This window comes from Novosphingobium sp. RL4 (genome assembly GCF_035658495.1).
Classification (GTDB): domain Bacteria; phylum Pseudomonadota; class Alphaproteobacteria; order Sphingomonadales; family Sphingomonadaceae; genus Novosphingobium.
This window is the reverse complement of sequence record NZ_CP141944.1, coordinates 2,418,837-2,434,835: the sequence shown is the minus strand read 5'-3', so window position 1 is coordinate 2,434,835 and position 15,999 is coordinate 2,418,837. Positions and strand designations below refer to the sequence as shown.

Genomic DNA, 15,999 nt, shown 5'->3' with positions numbered 1-15,999 from the left:
TCATTTCACCCACCATGCATTCATCGGATAGACGGCTTTCGAGCTTGTCTCGTAGATGACCGTCATCGTTCCGCGGCGGTTCGTGTAGGTTACCTCGAAGCGGGGACCGTTCATGCCGCGCGACTTGGCTGGGCGAATATCCGTCGCTTGGTTGAGGCCGGTGGCAGCCCGCACGAGATCGCCCTTCGTCAATGACTTCGCGCCGTGCACCTTGCCGTCGGGACCATGGTTTTTCCACGCGTGCGCGATTCCGGAATGATCGAGGCGCAGTTCCTTCTCTACGATGTCGATCCCGGTGCGCTGCTTCACGAGCCGAGCAGCAGAAGGTGACACTTCACCGACCGGTCGCTGCTTCTGACCGTGACCGCCGCCTATCGCCCGGCCGACATAATCGCTCGGAGATCCGCCACCGCCTGGGCCGGACTTGAATTGCCCACCGCGAGGGCCACGCCCCCAGTGGTGCTTATTTGCGTCCTCAAAAGGGGAGCCGCCAGTCGGCGCACCCCCATCACTGGCAGCACGGCGGGCGGGCGCGTTCGTCCCGCCGCCGGCAGATACGGGATCACCTTCCTTTCCGGCTTGGAGGGTGGACGGATCGTCGTCCGTCCCGTCATCCTCGGAGGAGAGGCCGAAGCGTTCTGCCTCCGGGATCTCGGCAAGGGCGCCCTCAAGTCCAGGGATCCAGCCCCTCTCGGTCATGAGGTTCTGCACGCCCTTGGCGAAGGCTTCATCCGGGATGGTGCCGGTAGCCTGAAGCTTGGCCACCGCATCCATAGTGACGTTGAAGGTGTCGGCCTCTTCCTTCTCGCTGGGCGTGTCAAGGGGGGCCCAATCTGCCCAGACCTCGGCACCGTCGGTCGATACTACACCGGCAGACGCCATCAACAGCGGGTCGAACTGGTCCATGCAAGGCTGTAGCTCAAGCATCTGCTTGGCCTTGACCATGCGGTTCCAGTTCGCAGTGTCGCTGTCGCCGGTGGAGTTCTGGCCGTCGGGCGACTTGCCCATGAGGCGGGTAGCAGGGATGTCCGAGACCGCCGACAGGAACGTGGCGAACGCCATCATCACATCGGGGATGCCCGCCCAGTTGACCTGACGGTGATCGATCGTCTCGCCCGCGCCGGGAGTGCCATCCCCAGCATCGCGGAGCATGGCGTTGTACATGCTCTCGCCGAGGATCATGGCCGATAGGCGACGGCGCAGCGCGGCCTCGCCGTCGGCGTCTGACACGAGATCCATCAGGCCTGGAATGCCGATGATGACGTTGCGGACCTTGGTGATCAGCGAGGCGAAAGAGCCCTGGGCGGTGTCGACGTTCTGGACCGCATCGAGCACGCGCTGGACGCGAGCCCGGCCCCAGAAGCGTTCATCCGCCGATACCGGCAGGATCGGCGGTACCGGGTCGCCCCGGAAGCAGATCACGCGGGAAGGGTGAATGTTCGTCTGGCTATTGCCCATGCGCCAGTACGTGGGCTTGCCGTAATTCGGATCGGCGATCTCGTCGATGTAGTCGACGCCGGTAATCTGCCAGCGGGTGACGACGTTGATCGCGACAATACCGCCCTTGGCGATCTGCTCAGGCTTCAATTCGGACGAGTGCTCACCGGCGGTGATGATGATGAGGGCGCCGCCACCGAGGCCGCGATAGGTCTCGGCCATGCGGACCTTCTCGCGCAGGCTAAGGCGGCGTTCCTCAGCCTCAAGCGCCTTGATCTGCTTCGCATCTGCCTGCCAGTTCCGCCACTCCCGCACCATGTCGAGCGCGGGAATGTCGATGACCTTCGCCATCATGCCGGAACCGTCGTAGGCAGCGGCAATGTGGAACTGATCGAGGTTGCGCGGCAGGTAGCGGTTGTAGCTGCGCGGGTCGGCATGAGTGCCAAAGCCAGAAACCGCGTTGGTCAGGCTATCGACGGTGTATCCGTCCTTAAAGCGAATGGATCGGATGCGGCCGCCGGACATGTTGGGGAGGCTATGCAGAGGAGCATTGCAAGCTTACCGCCGTCGTTCACTCGATCGAGGGGGAATCAACGTGAAAGAGCTAACTACGGCAGATCAAGCTTACGCAGATTTGAAAGTTAATGCGGACGGTATACCTCGTTCGCCCGGAACTGCGTTTGTTTGCGTTTACAGTGACTGTCGGGCCTTCGCCCAACATCAATGGGGATCTGTTCGCGAGATACAAGGAATCTTCGGTGCACGTAAGCCTAGTGAGCCGCTCCTAGTATGCGCAACGTGCACATCATGTAAGCGCGATACCATCTGGGCCCAAGATCAGATCGTTTGGCCAGCTCAGGTCAATGCTCCACCGCCCACCGCCGATATGCCAGTCGAAGTATTGGAAGATTTCGAGGAAGCACGCCGAATTCACGCTCTTTCCCCCCGTGGCGCCGCTGCACTTTTGCGGTTGGTCGTGCAGAAACTTTGCCCCATTCTTGGTTCGGACAAGAAAGATATAAATCCGGCAATTGGCGAGCTTGTTGAAAAAGGGATCATCACTGGTGCCTTGCAGCAGGCCTTGGATTCCGTACGTGTAATTGGGAATGAGGCCGTTCATCCTGGCGAACTAAATCTAAAAGATGATGCGGTTACAGTTCATTCGCTTTTCAAGTTGATCAACTTCATCATCGAAAAGGCCATTACCGAGCCTAAAGCCATTGACGCCATTTATCAGTCACTCCCCGCCGGCAAGTTGGCTGGGATTGCCGCCCGAGATAAATCATCGCTTTCTGCTGTTTCGGACGAAGCATAATGATGCTGCAGCAAAGCTTTTCCAGATTGGCGGAAGCTTATGGATTCATCGTTGAACAGCATGACTTCCTCGAAACATTGGCTGCTGGCGCGACGTTTTTTGCACTTGTCGTTCAGTTACCAATTTTTTTGTGGGGTCAGAAGAAGCGCCGAAAGGATGAAGCGGTTGAGCGAGCTTTTAATTTATTAGAGCAATTTGATCGGGGAGATTTGGCCAAATTGCGTAGTGATGTCGTGCAAGTAAAGCGGAAGCACAATTTATCTACCCCCGGTATACTGGGTCTACTCTCATCATCGGAAGTTTCAGCGCTTCGTGAGTTCATGAATTATTACGAACTCATGGCGATTCAAATGCAAAAGGGGCGTGTTGATAGGGCTACTTTCCGCCTATGGTGGAACAATACCTTGATAAAGGATTGGGAAGACTTTCGACCGCTTGTTCAAGAACTTAGGGCTAAGGGTAGCAAGGCCCTTTTTGTACATTGGGAACGAGAGGCCTTGTTATATCAACGAAAACCTAAGCATTCCTGATGTTGTACCGCGTCCCAAGCGCGATGGCTGCGAACGCCCGAGAGGTGCTGTCCGGCGTGTCATCGTGCTTGGCGCTGGGGAAGTTCTCGTTCGCTGAGAACCACGCTTCGTTCCATGGACCGCGCAGCACATCCACATTGCCTGCCTCCGCTTGTGCCGAGAAAGGCCCGAAGCGCGTGACCTTGTCTCCCGACTCCGGTGAAGATCGCACATTGTAGCCCGCCAACTTCAGCTTGAGGCTCTGCACCTGAGCCTTGCCCGCCTGGCCCGGGTCCTGGGGGAGGTAGATCAGGCACCCCTTGCCGTCCTGCGACGCGGTGTTGACGATAAGGCTTTCGACGCCGTTCGGGCTGAGGCAGTCGGCATGACTGTCAACGACAATGAACCGGCCATCGGGCATGCGGCCAATCTTGGTCGAGGCTGTGGCATCTGGATCGGGGTTGTCCGCGGTGCGCGGCGTGGCAGCAAGGTCATAGCCGCGTGCGAATACGGTACCGGCCGGGATAGCATCGACCACCCGGCACCAGGAGCGCTGGAAGTAAAGCCCCGCGGCGGGCCTGATCTTCCAGTTGCCGCCAAGCAGGCGCTCGCGCTCGACCAGCGGCAGGGCCAGCAGGGACGCCATGTACCCCGGATCGGCGGCCATCAGCGCCTTGTTGTCGGTCAGCTTGGCCGGGATGAACGTCAGCGACTTCGGCGGGATCGGAACGCTTTCGCCCGCGTCGTTGAGCATGGTGTAGTGCTGAAGCTCGGACGGATCGTCTGCCCAGCGCAGGTCCTCGCCGACACGCACGAACCACCGCAGCTTGCCCGATCGCTCCGGGATCGGCAGGCCAGTGTCCTGGTCGATCCACCATGCGATGAGGTCGGCGACCCAGCTATCCGCATCAGGATTGCAGGTCGCGCGGATGTAGGGCCGAACCCCGCACATCGAGCGATTGCGGCTGACCATGTACCAGAACTGAGTGGGCGTGAAGTGCGTCAGCTCGTCGAAGCAGATCAGAGGGATCTGGCTGCCCTGCCAGTTAAAACGGGTCTTGTCGTGTTCCAGATGGGCGAAGCTGACGCTGGCGCCGGTCGGGAACGTCCACGACAGCGTGTGCTCTTTCGGCTCCGCGCGCAGCAGGGGATAGAGCGTGGTGCTCTCGTCCCATAGGCCGCCCTCGTTGCGGATCTGAACCGTGGAACGCCGGAAGAACACCGCGCCGAAGCCGGGGTTGCTGACATGGCGCAGCGGCTCCATGAGTAGACCCCAGGTCTTCCCGCCGCCGGCACCTCCGCCGTAGATGACGATGTCGGCAGGCGACGACAGGAATGCGGTCTGGGGGCCGGGCTGGGGCTTAATCGTCTCGGCGGTGATCTCCGGCCCGCCGTTATGGCCTATGCGGGGAGTGATGGAGGTGTGCGCGTTCACAGGTGCACGCGGTCCTCTCGCAGCATCTCGGCGGCGCGCCGGAGGTAGGCGAGGTGCATGCCGGCGCGCCCATCCTTGGGCAGCAGGCTTTCCACCATGCGCGCCGCTACCAAGTGTGGCGCGCTATCGAAGCACCGCCCGCCCATCGAGCATCGCCCCTGATCAGAACATGACGGCGCGTACCCTTCGCATGCGAGGATTGCATTACCGAAACGGACGGAATCGGCATCGTGCCCCAGGTCGCGCTCAGTGACCTTTACCCTCATGCATCCCTCCCGTTATCAGGCAGCGCGAACACCGCAACCGCAGGCGCCGCAGAGGGAAGATCCTTCCCGCCCTTGCCGGTCAGCTCGCGGCGATTGGTGTAGGCGTTGCCCATTTCCTCGGCGGCCTGCTTGTGCAGCTGGGCGGCGAGGGGGAAGTTGCCTTTGCGCTCGGCGGCCTGCGCCATCCTTTGCAGCGCCCGGAGCCGGGTGGAGCGGTGCGCGATCGGAATGCCGGAAGTATCGTCGATGAAGACCTTGCGCGCCTTCTCGAACATCGTCTTCCATTTCGCCGCCAGCTTGCGCCCGGCGTACTTGGTCGGGTCGTAAAGCTGCACGGCTTGCGGGGATAGTACGATGCCGTATTCCGCCTTTACCGCGTCTGCCACCTGCGATGGGCTGTCGAACGACGCGAGGGCCTGAATTACGAAGGCTTTCACCTCATCGGTCATGGCTGGGTTATTCGCCGCCATGTTCAAGCCGCCTTCAAGCCGCAGGTGCCGCAGACACCGGCGATCGATGCGCGTCCGATAGTCGGGCCAGCCTTCGCGGCATCGATCATGGCGGAGACGCCAGCGGCCTCCGCACCGTACCGGGCCACCACGCCGACGAACTCTTCCACGTCGTGTCCGCGCATCACGAGGATCGGCTTGCCCGTGTCCTTGTTGAAGGCTGGCATCCCGTAGCGATCGCGCTTCTGCGCGCAGTGGTAGAGCTCGTGCTCCACCAGGGCGCAGAACGATGGATCGTCCATCCCGGCGGCAGCGGGCGCGCTGAAGGTCAGCAGGAAGTCGGGCATCCCGTCGAACCACTCTTCTACCTGCTGGATTGCCCGGGCGCGCTGCCACTTCCCCATTGCCATCGGGGGCATCAACTCGGCCTGGCCGATGACGGCGCGCATCTGCTTGCTGTTGTCGCAGTTGGTCCAGAGCACTCCGAGGTCGGCGTCGCGGAGGTGAGCGTGCTCGTGGTTGTAGAGCGGGCTGGCCTCGTCGATGAACGTCGAGCGTATCCACTCCAGCAGGTCCGGCGCGGGGACGAACCGGTGCAGCATTTCCAGATCGGACAGCGTGGCGAGGTCATGGGGCGGGTACGGGCGGCTCATCGTGCAGCCTCCTCCTTCAGGAACCGCTTGCGTTCCGCTGCCATGCGCTTCGCCCCGATCGCCTTGCGCCAGGCGAGCACCGTGGACTTGCCCCAGATCTGTTCTACTCGGCGCCATCCGTGCTTCTTGAACTTCTCCATGAACTCGGGGGGGATGGGCTTCGGTGCGGAGGTGGGCAGGAGCTTACTCTTCGACATCGGAGGCCTCGTCTTCATCAACAATTGCAAACCCGTGGGAGGCGGCGAGCTTGAAGTGCTCGAAGGCGCTCTCTCGGGCTTCGGGGGTGGCGCGGTTCCAGGCGCGGACGATCAGGGTGCAGAGCGTGCTGTCCGTGTCGTCGTCGGCGAAGTTGGCGCCAGTCTCATAACGGCGCTGGGTCACATGCTCCCGGAGGGCGTTGACCGGCAGGTGGTCGGTGCTGGCGCGCTTGAGCAGGGGCAGGGCTTCATCCTGGGGAAGCGAGGCAACTGCGGCGTAGTGGTCTACCGACAGCGCGCGGTCGCGCAGGGCCGGGGGGAACGTCGTCGCGGCCTTGAGCGCGTCCTTCAGGCGCTTCGGGGCGAGGCCGAGGTTTTCCGACAGGAAGTCGAAGCCGGATTGCGTGAGGTATCCAGCCTCTTTGCCCTCAGCCATCCAATCCCCAAGGGCCCAGTCGACTTCACGGCGCTGGTCGGCGAGGCCACGGCCGCGCTCGATCCATTCCTCTTGGGTGGTCGCCGGGGCGCCAGCAGGGATGATGGTGGTGAGCGCGTTCATGCCGCCGTCTCCCGGCGGACGCGCGCCGTGTAAGTGCCGTCCTGATGGCGCCAGAGATAGCTGCGGGTCTCGGCGATCTCCTTCCAGCGGATGGGGAGAGCGTCGATCTCGCCTTGGCCGCAGGCGCCGGAGGCGAGACGGGCCATGGTCTCATCGAGGCGGGCTTGAAGCTCCCAGCGGACCGCTGCTTTGGCGTTGCGCTTTGCGCGAAGGACATCGTCGTTCCGCTCCCAGCGGCTCAGGATCTCGTTGCACTCCGAGGTGCTGGGGAAGAACTTGCAGGTGCGCAGGGCTTCCGTGACCAAGAACTCGATCGCTTCCTTCGGCCGGTTGCCGATCGCGATCTCGTAGGCCCTGATGCGTAGCTTGCCGCCAAGCGTGTCCGTCTTCTGGCGGGGCAGGGCATCCAGCATCAGCAGGCACTGGGCGAAGAACTGACCGTCGGCCTGCACCATGGCCGGCAGCGGTGCGGCGGCGACGGCTTCGGCGGCTGCCAACTGGCTATCCGTGAGCCGGACCGCCGAAAGCTCGTTCCTCGAGTTCGAGGCGGAATCCATCGCGGTTGTCGGCGGGGCGATTGCCGGGAGAACTGCGCCAAGCGTCCGGGCTCCGGGGTGTCGGGACAGGTCGGTCATCGTATTTGCCTTCCAGGATCTTGGTCACGGTGTCGGGGCGGAGGAGAAAATCGATGTTGGCGCCGGACCAGCTTCCGGTCTGGCCGCGCAAAAACGAACTTCGGGGTATTCGCTCGATCGCTTGGAGGATCGCAGGCAGGCCGTCGTCGCGGAGACGGGCTTGGCAGGCCTTGCGGCGAGCGGCGGTGAGCTTCTGGCAGGTCCGCAGGTCGTTGGCCTGGGCGGTCTCATTCCACTTTTCGACAACCGCCGTGCAGTCATCGCCTCTCGCAGTCTGACTTTCACCGTCAGGTGAAATGTCAGGAGAGGGGGTATGAGTATTATCTATAGGGGGCGTAACGCCGCGTAACGCGTTACGCGCGTTATCATCGTTACGAGCACCGGATTTGCGGGATTTCCGACTGTCGCGAAAGCGCTGCTGACGCTCCGCATTACCGGCGCGCTTGGCTTCCTTGCGGCCTTCCTGCTCTGCAAGATCAGCCTTCACGGCGGCGACTATTTGTTCTGCGGAGCAACCCGCAGCGAGCATTGCATCAAGGACGGCCGACGAGATCGTCACGGGTGAGCTGCCTCCGGGGTATAGCCGGAGAGGGCGTTGTTGATCTGGATGAGGGTGACGATCGGTTTCCAGAGACCGGAGGCGCTATCGTCCAGGCGGAACCATTCCCCCCCGATGCGATACGCGGCCAGGCTTTCATGCAGTCCGCGCTCCTCGCGCTGGGTGCCGGGGAACCAGCCAAGCAGCTTGAGCTTCATCGGGTTACCCGTCTGCAGCTGCTTCAGGCGCACACGCGGATCCTGTTTGGTGAAGCCAATCTTCACCGCGAGAGGCTCAGCCGTTCCGAGCAGGTAGATGTGGCCTTCGCTCACACCACCCGCCAGTCTATCGACGGCCACATGGCGCGCGCGAAGGCGAGCCGGAGGGTCGAGGCCTCTGTGTTGGTGGCTGATCCGCCCTTCACGTCCTCGCAGACCTTCTGGCCCTTCTCGACGTAGGAGAAATCAGGGGTGTAAATCGCGCAGCGCCCGTTGAGATGCATGACCGGCTTACCCTCAATCGCGAAGGTGAAGACGGGTTCGACCTCAAGGCCGACGATCTCGCCGGCGCGCTGGAGCAGGTGCAGATCGTTGCACCGGCGCGCTTCCTTGGCGCTGGCGTGCTTGTGCCCATGGAGGCAAGCCGACTTGCGAGCCCCGAACTTGTTGGGTCGCATCACGGGCGCACCGCCATCCGCCCGGCGCGCTCGGCAGCGTCGAACACATAGGGGTAGGAACGGTGCAGGGCGCGAAGCAGGGAAATGGATCCCCGCTGGATGTCTTCGGCACCGCCGTCGTTTGCGAAAATGGCAGCTGCGCCCCCAAGGTGGTGGTAGTTGCTCATGTTGTGCCCAGGCACCGGGGCGATCTCGCCCATCTGGGCAAAGCGCTTGGCGCGGGCGCGTCGCTCACGGCGGCGGCTTTCCTCGCATGTCCTGCACTGGAAGAAGCCCTTGGTGAACCGGCGGTTCTCGGGTGACTTTTCGTGGCCGCAGCGAAATGTATTCATAGGGCGCTCCAGTCTATGGCCGGCTTATCGATGCCGCGGGCGCGCATGTCGGCGCGCATCTGGTCGGCACGATCGCGGATGATCTTGCGGGCGGCGGCCCGGCGCTTCTCGGCGCCGTGGCTGGCGAGTTTCGATGCCGCTACAGGGGTGGTGGGCGGCACGGGCGCGGCGGCGCGCCGGAAGAGCCGGGACAGCATCAGTCGATGCCCAGCGCGTTCTTGTAGGTATCAAGCATCATGTCCGCTTCGCGCCGATCATCGGGCTTCAGCTTGCGGATCGCGACGACTTTGCGCATCGTCTTCGGGCAATACCCGACCGCCTTGCCCTCGTTGTAGACGTCGCGGATATCGTCGCTGATGCCCTTTTTCTCGTCCTCCAGGCGCTCGACGCGCTCGATCAGCAGGCGCAGCCGGTCGTCGGCGGCGCGGTGCTCTTTGCGCTCGGTGCCGGGGATGGAGATCTGTGCAGAGTCGGACATGGTGGTTCTCCGTGGGGAGGGGGATTGGAAAATGCGGGTTCCGGTCAGGCCGCCGGGCGCAGCTTCGCGAGCTGAGCCTCGATCGCGTCGCGGGCGAGTTCGAGGGTGCTGCGGTTGGCGCGCACTTCCTCGTGGTCGACAACGCCGTCTTCCAGCGCGACCGACAGAGCGAGGGCGGCTTTCAGGATCGCGGACTGGCCAGCGTAATCGCAGTGGGCTCCGGGGCGGCTGCCCTCGACGAGATCGCGGATCGGGCCGATGAACCGGCCATTCCACTCCCGCCAGGCAGCGAGCAGGGAGAACCCCGACATGTCGGAGAAGTCGCCGTTGCAGTAGGCCTCGGCGCGGTCGCCGCTCTTACCGATGACCCGGCCCATGTCGGCATAGGTCAGGCCGTCCTCTTCCTTGATTGCAGCAAGGGTCTCGGAGATCTTGTCGCGCACGGACGACGCGGAAAACACCGGGCGGGCAGGGGTGGATGTGCGGTTCACGGTCAGATTACCTCACGCTCATGAGCGAAGTGGTTCAAATCGATGGAAAGACCCGCCCGGCCTTGGAGGGGGGTGTGGGTTTCAGACCGGGCGGGCAGGGCCACGACCTCGCGGGCAGGGGCCTGCGGGGTGTGGGTTGGGAGGGTGATGGCGCGCATTCAGGCGGCTCCCTGCAGGAACAGGTCGCCTTGGCGCTGGGCGTCATCGATGCGGCGACAGGCTGCATCGAAATACATCGGCTCCACCTCGACGCCGACGAAACGGTGGCCCGCCTTGACTGCCGCCATCCCGGTCGATCCAGCACCCATGTAAGGGTCGCAGATCAGGCTGTCGGGCTTGAGATCGAGGAAGCTGAGGCACCATGCCATAAGGCTTTCCGGCTTCTGAGTGGGATGTTCGCGTTGCTGCCCAGCAGTCACTTCGTGTCGAGCAGCCGAACCGACGCAGACGCCATCCCAGAGCAAGCGATAGATGCGAAGAGCCGCATCAGGGTTGACGCTGCAGAGAGCGGTTTCGCCATCGCCTTGATCGCGGACTTTGCCGGTGGGCACCTTATCCCAGACCAAAGTGCGCCCGCGCGGCAAACGCTGCCCGAACTTGTGCGCACCCCAGAGCAGCCATTTGTCGGCGGCTTCCAAAAGGTGCGCAGGATCGAATGGCTTGTCGTCTCCAGCGATACCTTGCGGGAACTGGCGAGCAACGCCGGTGGAGTGTATCCCCGCAGCGGTCTTCCGGCGCTTGTCCAAGATGGCATAGGGCCGTCCACTGCCCGGCTTGCGGCCAGAAACCGACTTCCCGGTGACGTTGGTGTTGAGCTTCTGCCCATACGGAGGGTCGCTCAAGATAGCGTCAGGCCGCTCGATTGTCGGCAACACGTCCTCGCATCGGCCCAGATACAACGTCGCGCGCCCGATATGCTCAACGCGCATGCCTCAAGCTCCCACGACTTCTGGATTGGTCTGGACGGACCCGATACGGCGGCGTTCGAGTTCTGCGATGAGGTCGGCAGTGGACACGGTGTGGAGCGGTCCAACGTCTACGATCTCGATAGCGCGCGCTCGGTTCGGCGCCCGGCGGATGCGACCCCGGTCTTTGAGAGAAGCGAGCAGTCGATGCACACCGCTCTTGGAGGCGAGGCCCACAGCATCCCGCATTTCCAGGAAGCTCGGCGCTACTCCGCCCGTGCTCTCGATATAGCCCGTAAGGTAGGAGAGCAGGCGGCTTTGCTTTGTGGTGAGGCCGATCATGCGGCGGCATCCCGAGGCTCGACGATCATTTCGCCAGGCTTCGTCTTCCCGCCAGTCGCATCGCTGATCTTCACAGCCAGCGGAAGCGAGGGCTGCCTTTGACCGTAGACGATCTTGCGAATGGTGGTTTCCGCTTCGCCAACTCGGTTGGCGAACTCGGCGACGGCCACTTTCTCGGCCTTGAGATAGTCGAGCAGTTTCATGTGCCCTGATATGCCCAATATGGGCACATTCGGCAAGCCTAAAATGTGCCCAACTGGTCCACTATCGCATTATGCCCTTTCTGGGCACATAGGCCGCATGGCAGCGAACAATATAGCGGTGTTTCGGAAGCAGCGGGGCTTGTCTCAGACCGAGCTGGCCGAGCGCATCGGCACGACGCTCAACATGCTCGGCAAACTGGAGCGGGGCGACCGCTCGCTGGACCAGGCTTGGCTGGACAAGATTGGTGGCGCCCTTGGGGTTGCCCCGCACGAACTCATTGCCCCCGATGTGGCGGTAAAGGCGATCGCACCAGTTTCGGTCTTGGCTCCTTCGGCAGAGGAGGTGGTCTATATCCAGAAACTGGACCTCTCCCTTTCTATGGGGCCAGGAACGCATATCGAGGATTGGGTAGAGGCGGAGCCGGTCGCGTTCGACCTCGCTTTTATACGGTCTGTCACCCGAACTGCATCAGATCGGCTCAAGCTCGTCACCGGCATCGGCGACAGCATGTACCCGACTCTGAACTGGGGTGACGTGATCCTCATTGACACAACGGAGCGGCAGCTGGCGCGCCAAGATGGCGTCTATTGGATCGACGTGTACGGCGCAGCGGGGCTCAAACGCCTGCGGAACGTGGGGAAGAACCGCGTGCTAGTGATCTCGGACAATCCGACGGTGCCGGATATGGAAGTTGATGCTGCGGATCTGCGCATCCAGGGGCGCGCGATCTGGCTGGCTCGGGGAATTTGAGGATGGCTGTACCTCTTCCGATCCAGGCCAAATTCGTAACTTGCCATTAAGCTTGGTTGACTTATATGGCAACTATTGACGATGCGCTTCGTTCTCAGGTCCTGCATGAATTTGCGTTGCCGGATCATGAAGGGCGCATCCCACGGCGGCGATTGCTTTTGGCATCGGCGCTGTTCGATTGGGTAGATGAAACGGATGAGCTTTATGAAACCCATTGGGACAAGGCGTGGGGTGGTCGAACAAGGTTCGAGCATCTTCAGCAGACGCTCGCGGATTTTCGCTGCGACGAACGCGTGCTTGTCGGTGAACTCAATCGGGTTGTGCCGACTAAGCGGGGTGTCTGGAAGATTCACAGCCCCGGCCTGAGACTGTTTGGCTGGGTGCCTAGCGTCCACGAGTTTGTTGCCGTGGGGGCTGCATTGGCAGCTGACGTTCATGGTCCGAACTCAGCCGTCAAAATACATGTACAACAGGTTCTTACCTTCGCGCGAACACATCGCCTTGAGGGTACTATAAAGATGGGTGATCGCCGTGCGCTCTTTCCGCCGCCAAACTGACAATCGTAGATCGATCTACCTCAATCTCGTTGGATCGATCGAGGGTCAAATACGTCAGGCATACGCCAAACGGCACGATGCGGACGGCACAACGCAAAAAGATCTCGCCGACAAACTCGGTGTAGGAAAGTCGGTGATCAATCGCCGCCTCAATGGGCAGTCGAATATGACGGTCGAAACCTTGGCTGACATGGCATGGGGGTTGGGACACTGCGTGAGCGTAAACATATTTGACCCGACTGAGTCTCCGACGAATAGCTTTCATATCATCCCGCAAGATATAGGCCACGTGGTGGCAGAGCCTGCGAAAGTAAAATCTAAGCAATTTTGCACCACAATCGTAGGCAGTTCAGACCAATGGACGTCGTACATGACATCTGGCGAAGAGTTGGATCTCTGATGTCAAAAGGTATTTCTGCGACTGGCTTGTTCTGCGAAGATTTTCGCCAGGAAATTAGTGGCGCACACACTTTGGTTGGGATTTTTTCCGATACTATCACTATCAGTGATGTGCCTGGGCTTTTCCCGAAGCTCGTTGCGTACGTTCGGGCTGGTTTGTCTTTAGATTTTAAACCAAGTGGACCCATCAACATATATATTGTTGAAGCAACAGGGAGCAGGTTGTTAGTCGCAACGTTGTCCGAGGAGATGCTTAAGAAGTCAGTATCTGATGCGAAGCAAAAAGGCTCGCCTGCTCCTGGAGTTTATTGCGCGTCTCTTTCTTCGCCTTTTAATATTCCACAGGTCGGGAGAATTTCTCTCGAAATGGAATATGAAGGTCAAACTTCGGCGCTCGTCTCGATAGACATCAAAAAGGCTGCGGCGGGCTCTTGATACCGGCGATTTCCCTGCCAGTAGTGGGGGCTGATTATCCCAACAAGGGCAAGGCGCCTGGGCGCCGCTTCGAGCTCGCCCTGTGCGCACCAGGCGATCCGCTAGAATTGCGGCCGGAGCCTGAAAACCCGGCCGACGAGCATGCGATCGCTGTCTATTCTGAGCGCGGCGTGCAGCTGGGCTATATCTCGTCCCAGCGCGCCGTGCGCGTCGCCCAGCTGATCAGGCAGGGTCACACCACCACCGCCATCTTCCAAGAAGCGACGCGTTTCGGCGCGTTCGCGCGCGTCTCTTTTGACGGCGCTGTGCCCGCGTTACCTCAACCTGTTTGCGTCGGGGAAGAGCCTAACGGCGCTTTCGATCCAGAGCCGGATTGGTATCCCGACGAGGTGTGGCCTGACTAAAATTCAATATGCCCAAACCGGGCATATTTTACATGTTGACATATGCCCAAATAGGGCACATTGATTCTCCATCAGCCCAGCAGTGAGCCGCAAGCGCAGACCTGCCGGGACCACCGATGGAGGTCTATGTGTCCACCACCACGAAATTTACGCCAGGGCCTTGGTCCGCGAGCAAGCTGATCGGGGCCGATGACCTCGGCATCGTCAACAGCTACGGAAGCGCGGTCGCCCGCATCGGCAATCTTGATATTGCCAATCCGGCGAACGCCCACCTGATCGCTGCCGCGCCTGAGCTTTACGAAGCGCTGCTCGAACTGGCTCAGCACGCCAGCCATCAGGACAGCGCGATCAAGAACGGCGGATCTCTCGTTCCGTTCGATGTCCCGGCAAAGATCAAGAAGGCAATCGCCGCCCTCGCCAAGGCTCGCGGCGAGGTGGTGTCGTGAAGCACTTCGCTCCCGCATTCACCCCGGCGCGCGCCGCCGAGTGGCACGAAACCCCGGCTATCCTGGCGGTAATCGCCAACATCGACATCCACGACCTGTTCCTGCGCCGCCCGTGCCTCGTCATGGGTGCGGACCAGCTCGTGATCACCGGCGAGCCTGTCGAGGTTCTCGACCGCCTGCGCGCCGAGCATGCTTCCAACACCATGGGCAGCTTCGAGAACGCCGCTGACAAGCGCGCGTACATCGCTGCCATGGGGCCGGACGCTCGCGATGTTCTCGCTGACTGCTTCGGCGATCCCCACAAGTTCAACGGATACTCGGAATACGAGGCTACCGCGATGTGGCGGTGGGACTTCGAAGCTCGGGGGATTGCGGCATGAGCGCGCCTATCCTCAACCAGCCTTGGGAAGATGTGGCTGCAGATGTCACATCGGCCATTGAGGTAGCTGTTCAGCCGCTTCTCAAGAAGGCGGTAGACGACCTGTATTGCGGCCTGCTCGACGCGACGCAGGACTACCTGACCGAGAACCTCGCGTTCAACATCGCGAGCCGGATCGACACTGCCGAGCGTGAGGCCGCAAATGCCCGGCGATTGGTCGCGGAGATGGCAGACGCTCTCGAAGACGCTCGAAATAACGGCTTTGGTGAGAAGTTCTTCCGCATCCACGTTGGTAGCCTGCTGGCTCGCGCCCGAGGTGCGGCATGACCCACCCCGACACCACCCGCTGCCAGCGCGCCGTCGCAACTTCTCCAGAAGCACCGGCCTGCCTGCCCACCTTCACGCTCGATCGTCATATCGCTCAGAGCCGCCGGGAAATGGGCGAGGCTCGCTGGGCTGAACTCAACGCCGAATGGGAGGCTCCGTTCGCTGCTGGCCTTATCGCTGACATGGAAGAGGGGTGCGCCTGATGGCTGAGCAGCTTCCGCCAGAGTGGGCAATTGAGCGCGCGATTGAGCTTGGCGACAATCCACCTAGTCCGAACGTCAAGCAGGTCGTGGAATCTCCTCACGCATACCACGGCTATATCGCCTTCGCCCGCTACATCGCCGAGCACGAAGAGGCGCCGGTCGATCCGCTGCTGATTGAGGCACGGGCATTAGTTGCCGCTCGCTACAACGATAGCTTCGGCGCTGAACACAAGGCGGCCACCTTGGCTGGTGAAGACGATAGCAGCGAGCCAATTCGCAACTGCCTGATCGCTCTCCGCCGCGGCATCGAGATCGGGAGGGCCTCCTGATGGTCCGCATCGCTTTTGCCACCATCCTCTGCACTGCCATGCTCTTCGGTGTCGATGCATGGGCTTCATGGCTCATGGAAACCGATCACCAGACGCGGGAGGTAGTGCTCTCGCCTTGGTTTACGGTTCTGGCGATTGGCGGCGCGATTTTCGTCTGCTTTGCAGCCGCCGCCGCTTGCTACGCCCTCATTGTTTCCGCCTCCCGCCCGTCGGGTCGCCGGGCGAGCGGGGAGGGCGAATAATGCTCACCCGCTCGCCCCTTCGAGACATGGCGATGCTCGCCTTCATCCTCACCGCTTCTGCCAGCCTCGGCGCTCTCTGGGCGCACCTGATGGCCTGGCACTGAGAA

31 protein-coding genes are annotated in these 15,999 nt (G+C 61.6%); 13 read left to right on the top strand and 18 right to left on the bottom strand.

The window, feature by feature from the left end; translation table 11 throughout:
• Complete coding sequence (locus U9J33_RS11870; RefSeq protein WP_324695495.1) at positions 1–1,962, bottom strand: DUF1073 domain-containing protein; 1,962 nt, start codon at positions 1,960–1,962, stop codon at positions 1–3.
• A 361-nt stretch (positions 1,963–2,323) separates the two neighbouring features.
• Here U9J33_RS11870 and U9J33_RS11865 point away from each other — a divergent pair, with 361 nt between their 5' ends.
• Positions 2,324–2,752: a DUF4145 domain-containing protein gene (locus tag U9J33_RS11865; RefSeq protein ID WP_324695493.1), complete on the top strand. Its 429-nt coding sequence runs from the start codon at positions 2,324–2,326 to the stop codon at positions 2,750–2,752.
• Positions 2,752–3,282, top strand: coding sequence for a DUF4760 domain-containing protein (locus tag U9J33_RS11860; RefSeq protein WP_324695491.1), 531 nt, complete (start codon positions 2,752–2,754; stop codon positions 3,280–3,282). The genes U9J33_RS11865 and U9J33_RS11860 overlap by 1 nt, the downstream gene beginning before the upstream one ends.
• On the opposite strand, the gene terL is transcribed toward U9J33_RS11860, so the two are convergent.
• From terL to U9J33_RS11775, 17 genes are all read right to left on the bottom strand, one after another.
• Positions 3,269–4,696: a phage terminase large subunit gene (terL, locus tag U9J33_RS11855; protein WP_324695488.1), complete on the bottom strand. Its 1,428-nt coding sequence runs from the start codon at positions 4,694–4,696 to the stop codon at positions 3,269–3,271. The two genes, U9J33_RS11860 and terL, sit on opposite strands and share 14 nt — an antisense overlap.
• The gene (locus U9J33_RS11850; RefSeq protein ID WP_324695486.1) at positions 4,693–4,962 is read right to left on the bottom strand and encodes a hypothetical protein; all 270 of its coding nucleotides are present in this window, start codon (positions 4,960–4,962) and stop codon (positions 4,693–4,695) included. The genes terL and U9J33_RS11850 overlap by 4 nt, the downstream gene beginning before the upstream one ends.
• Positions 4,959–5,432: a DUF2280 domain-containing protein gene (locus U9J33_RS11845; RefSeq protein WP_324699055.1), complete on the bottom strand. Its 474-nt coding sequence runs from the start codon at positions 5,430–5,432 to the stop codon at positions 4,959–4,961. The genes U9J33_RS11850 and U9J33_RS11845 overlap by 4 nt, the downstream gene beginning before the upstream one ends.
• A 2-nt stretch (positions 5,433–5,434) precedes the next feature.
• Positions 5,435–6,064 (bottom strand): putative metallopeptidase, encoded by a 630-nt coding sequence (locus tag U9J33_RS11840; RefSeq protein ID WP_324695484.1) that lies wholly within the window; start codon positions 6,062–6,064, stop codon positions 5,435–5,437.
• Positions 6,061–6,261, bottom strand: coding sequence for a hypothetical protein (locus U9J33_RS11835; RefSeq protein ID WP_147222467.1), 201 nt, complete (start codon positions 6,259–6,261; stop codon positions 6,061–6,063). The genes U9J33_RS11840 and U9J33_RS11835 overlap by 4 nt, the downstream gene beginning before the upstream one ends.
• Positions 6,248–6,820, bottom strand: a complete 573-nt coding sequence (locus tag U9J33_RS11830) for a hypothetical protein (protein ID WP_324695481.1) — start codon at positions 6,818–6,820, stop codon at positions 6,248–6,250. The genes U9J33_RS11835 and U9J33_RS11830 overlap by 14 nt, the downstream gene beginning before the upstream one ends.
• On the bottom strand, positions 6,817–7,317 hold the full coding sequence (locus U9J33_RS11825) for a hypothetical protein (RefSeq protein WP_324695479.1): 501 nt from the start codon (positions 7,315–7,317) through the stop codon (positions 6,817–6,819). Before U9J33_RS11825 ends, U9J33_RS11830 begins: the two co-directional genes overlap by 4 nt.
• 4 nt (positions 7,318–7,321) lie before the next feature.
• Positions 7,322–8,014 (bottom strand): hypothetical protein, encoded by a 693-nt coding sequence (locus tag U9J33_RS11820; RefSeq protein ID WP_324695477.1) that lies wholly within the window; start codon positions 8,012–8,014, stop codon positions 7,322–7,324.
• The gene (locus U9J33_RS11815; protein WP_324695475.1) at positions 8,011–8,325 is read right to left on the bottom strand and encodes a GIY-YIG nuclease family protein; all 315 of its coding nucleotides are present in this window, start codon (positions 8,323–8,325) and stop codon (positions 8,011–8,013) included. The genes U9J33_RS11820 and U9J33_RS11815 overlap by 4 nt, the downstream gene beginning before the upstream one ends.
• Positions 8,322–8,669, bottom strand: a complete 348-nt coding sequence (locus tag U9J33_RS11810) for a DUF1064 domain-containing protein (protein WP_324699054.1) — start codon at positions 8,667–8,669, stop codon at positions 8,322–8,324. The genes U9J33_RS11815 and U9J33_RS11810 overlap by 4 nt, the downstream gene beginning before the upstream one ends.
• Positions 8,669–9,001, bottom strand: coding sequence for a hypothetical protein (locus tag U9J33_RS11805; RefSeq protein ID WP_324695473.1), 333 nt, complete (start codon positions 8,999–9,001; stop codon positions 8,669–8,671). The genes U9J33_RS11810 and U9J33_RS11805 overlap by 1 nt, the downstream gene beginning before the upstream one ends.
• Complete coding sequence (locus tag U9J33_RS11800; protein ID WP_324695471.1) at positions 8,998–9,198, bottom strand: hypothetical protein; 201 nt, start codon at positions 9,196–9,198, stop codon at positions 8,998–9,000. The genes U9J33_RS11805 and U9J33_RS11800 overlap by 4 nt, the downstream gene beginning before the upstream one ends.
• Positions 9,198–9,479 (bottom strand): DUF2312 domain-containing protein, encoded by a 282-nt coding sequence (locus U9J33_RS11795; RefSeq protein WP_324695469.1) that lies wholly within the window; start codon positions 9,477–9,479, stop codon positions 9,198–9,200. The genes U9J33_RS11800 and U9J33_RS11795 overlap by 1 nt, the downstream gene beginning before the upstream one ends.
• A gap of 44 nt (positions 9,480–9,523) precedes the next feature.
• Positions 9,524–9,970: a hypothetical protein gene (locus U9J33_RS11790; RefSeq protein ID WP_324695468.1), complete on the bottom strand. Its 447-nt coding sequence runs from the start codon at positions 9,968–9,970 to the stop codon at positions 9,524–9,526.
• Between the two features lie 158 nt (positions 9,971–10,128).
• Positions 10,129–10,899, bottom strand: a complete 771-nt coding sequence (locus tag U9J33_RS11785; RefSeq protein WP_324695466.1) for a DNA methyltransferase — start codon at positions 10,897–10,899, stop codon at positions 10,129–10,131.
• A 3-nt stretch (positions 10,900–10,902) separates the two neighbouring features.
• Complete coding sequence (locus U9J33_RS11780) at positions 10,903–11,217, bottom strand: hypothetical protein (protein WP_324695464.1); 315 nt, start codon at positions 11,215–11,217, stop codon at positions 10,903–10,905.
• Positions 11,214–11,420 (bottom strand): helix-turn-helix transcriptional regulator, encoded by a 207-nt coding sequence (locus U9J33_RS11775; protein WP_313437199.1) that lies wholly within the window; start codon positions 11,418–11,420, stop codon positions 11,214–11,216. The genes U9J33_RS11780 and U9J33_RS11775 overlap by 4 nt, the downstream gene beginning before the upstream one ends.
• A 97-nt stretch (positions 11,421–11,517) precedes the next feature.
• Here U9J33_RS11775 and U9J33_RS11770 point away from each other — a divergent pair, with 97 nt between their 5' ends.
• The 11 genes from U9J33_RS11770 (at position 11,518) to U9J33_RS11720 (ending at position 15,892) form a co-directional block, all read left to right on the top strand.
• Positions 11,518–12,171 (top strand): XRE family transcriptional regulator, encoded by a 654-nt coding sequence (locus tag U9J33_RS11770; protein ID WP_324695459.1) that lies wholly within the window; start codon positions 11,518–11,520, stop codon positions 12,169–12,171.
• A gap of 65 nt (positions 12,172–12,236) precedes the next feature.
• Positions 12,237–12,728, top strand: a complete 492-nt coding sequence (locus U9J33_RS11765; RefSeq protein WP_324695457.1) for a hypothetical protein — start codon at positions 12,237–12,239, stop codon at positions 12,726–12,728.
• Positions 12,694–13,128, top strand: a complete 435-nt coding sequence (locus tag U9J33_RS11760) for a helix-turn-helix transcriptional regulator (RefSeq protein ID WP_324695455.1) — start codon at positions 12,694–12,696, stop codon at positions 13,126–13,128. Before U9J33_RS11765 ends, U9J33_RS11760 begins: the two co-directional genes overlap by 35 nt.
• Positions 13,128–13,562: a hypothetical protein gene (locus U9J33_RS11755; protein ID WP_324695453.1), complete on the top strand. Its 435-nt coding sequence runs from the start codon at positions 13,128–13,130 to the stop codon at positions 13,560–13,562. Before U9J33_RS11760 ends, U9J33_RS11755 begins: the two co-directional genes overlap by 1 nt.
• A gap of 23 nt (positions 13,563–13,585) precedes the next feature.
• Positions 13,586–13,966 carry an HIRAN domain-containing protein gene (locus U9J33_RS11750; protein ID WP_324695451.1) on the top strand — a complete coding sequence of 127 codons (381 nt, stop codon included), beginning with the start codon at positions 13,586–13,588 and terminating at the stop codon, positions 13,964–13,966.
• Positions 13,967–14,082: 116 nt separating this feature from the next.
• Positions 14,083–14,412, top strand: a complete 330-nt coding sequence (locus U9J33_RS11745; RefSeq protein WP_324695450.1) for a hypothetical protein — start codon at positions 14,083–14,085, stop codon at positions 14,410–14,412.
• Positions 14,409–14,792, top strand: a complete 384-nt coding sequence (locus U9J33_RS11740) for a hypothetical protein (protein WP_324695448.1) — start codon at positions 14,409–14,411, stop codon at positions 14,790–14,792. The genes U9J33_RS11745 and U9J33_RS11740 overlap by 4 nt, the downstream gene beginning before the upstream one ends.
• A complete protein-coding gene (locus U9J33_RS11735) occupies positions 14,789–15,118 on the top strand; it encodes a hypothetical protein (RefSeq protein WP_324695446.1) in 330 nt (109 codons plus the stop codon). Before U9J33_RS11740 ends, U9J33_RS11735 begins: the two co-directional genes overlap by 4 nt.
• Positions 15,115–15,321, top strand: coding sequence for a hypothetical protein (locus U9J33_RS11730; RefSeq protein WP_324695444.1), 207 nt, complete (start codon positions 15,115–15,117; stop codon positions 15,319–15,321). Before U9J33_RS11735 ends, U9J33_RS11730 begins: the two co-directional genes overlap by 4 nt.
• Positions 15,321–15,650: a hypothetical protein gene (locus tag U9J33_RS11725; RefSeq protein WP_324695442.1), complete on the top strand. Its 330-nt coding sequence runs from the start codon at positions 15,321–15,323 to the stop codon at positions 15,648–15,650. Before U9J33_RS11730 ends, U9J33_RS11725 begins: the two co-directional genes overlap by 1 nt.
• On the top strand, positions 15,650–15,892 hold the full coding sequence (locus tag U9J33_RS11720; RefSeq protein WP_324695440.1) for a hypothetical protein: 243 nt from the start codon (positions 15,650–15,652) through the stop codon (positions 15,890–15,892). The genes U9J33_RS11725 and U9J33_RS11720 overlap by 1 nt, the downstream gene beginning before the upstream one ends.
• Positions 15,893–15,999 lie beyond the last annotated feature (107 nt).

Coding starts and splice junctions, on each gene's coding strand:
- U9J33_RS11765 (WP_324695457.1), top strand. CDS start 12,237: ATGGCAACTATTGACGATGCGCTTCGTTCTCAGGTCCTGCATGAATTT.
- U9J33_RS11800 (WP_324695471.1), bottom strand. CDS start 9,198: ATGCTGTCCCGGCTCTTCCGGCGCGCCGCCGCGCCCGTGCCGCCCACC.
- U9J33_RS11845 (WP_324699055.1), bottom strand. CDS start 5,432: ATGGCGGCGAATAACCCAGCCATGACCGATGAGGTGAAAGCCTTCGTA.
- U9J33_RS11720 (WP_324695440.1), top strand. CDS start 15,650: ATGGTCCGCATCGCTTTTGCCACCATCCTCTGCACTGCCATGCTCTTC.
- U9J33_RS11795 (WP_324695469.1), bottom strand. CDS start 9,479: ATGTCCGACTCTGCACAGATCTCCATCCCCGGCACCGAGCGCAAAGAG.
- U9J33_RS11805 (WP_324695473.1), bottom strand. CDS start 9,001: ATGAATACATTTCGCTGCGGCCACGAAAAGTCACCCGAGAACCGCCGG.
- U9J33_RS11865 (WP_324695493.1), top strand. CDS start 2,324: ATGCCAGTCGAAGTATTGGAAGATTTCGAGGAAGCACGCCGAATTCAC.
- U9J33_RS11840 (WP_324695484.1), bottom strand. CDS start 6,064: ATGAGCCGCCCGTACCCGCCCCATGACCTCGCCACGCTGTCCGATCTG.
- U9J33_RS11870 (WP_324695495.1), bottom strand. CDS start 1,962: ATGTCCGGCGGCCGCATCCGATCCATTCGCTTTAAGGACGGATACACC.
- U9J33_RS11735 (WP_324695446.1), top strand. CDS start 14,789: ATGAGCGCGCCTATCCTCAACCAGCCTTGGGAAGATGTGGCTGCAGAT.
- U9J33_RS11780 (WP_324695464.1), bottom strand. CDS start 11,217: ATGATCGGCCTCACCACAAAGCAAAGCCGCCTGCTCTCCTACCTTACG.
- U9J33_RS11770 (WP_324695459.1), top strand. CDS start 11,518: ATGGCAGCGAACAATATAGCGGTGTTTCGGAAGCAGCGGGGCTTGTCT.
- U9J33_RS11830 (WP_324695481.1), bottom strand. CDS start 6,820: ATGAACGCGCTCACCACCATCATCCCTGCTGGCGCCCCGGCGACCACC.
- U9J33_RS11755 (WP_324695453.1), top strand. CDS start 13,128: ATGTCAAAAGGTATTTCTGCGACTGGCTTGTTCTGCGAAGATTTTCGC.
- U9J33_RS11785 (WP_324695466.1), bottom strand. CDS start 10,899: ATGCGCGTTGAGCATATCGGGCGCGCGACGTTGTATCTGGGCCGATGC.
- U9J33_RS11775 (WP_313437199.1), bottom strand. CDS start 11,420: ATGAAACTGCTCGACTATCTCAAGGCCGAGAAAGTGGCCGTCGCCGAG.
- U9J33_RS11745 (WP_324695450.1), top strand. CDS start 14,083: ATGGAGGTCTATGTGTCCACCACCACGAAATTTACGCCAGGGCCTTGG.
- U9J33_RS11860 (WP_324695491.1), top strand. CDS start 2,752: ATGATGCTGCAGCAAAGCTTTTCCAGATTGGCGGAAGCTTATGGATTC.
- U9J33_RS11725 (WP_324695442.1), top strand. CDS start 15,321: ATGGCTGAGCAGCTTCCGCCAGAGTGGGCAATTGAGCGCGCGATTGAG.
- U9J33_RS11730 (WP_324695444.1), top strand. CDS start 15,115: ATGACCCACCCCGACACCACCCGCTGCCAGCGCGCCGTCGCAACTTCT.
- U9J33_RS11810 (WP_324699054.1), bottom strand. CDS start 8,669: ATGCGACCCAACAAGTTCGGGGCTCGCAAGTCGGCTTGCCTCCATGGG.
- U9J33_RS11850 (WP_324695486.1), bottom strand. CDS start 4,962: ATGAGGGTAAAGGTCACTGAGCGCGACCTGGGGCACGATGCCGATTCC.
- U9J33_RS11835 (WP_147222467.1), bottom strand. CDS start 6,261: ATGTCGAAGAGTAAGCTCCTGCCCACCTCCGCACCGAAGCCCATCCCC.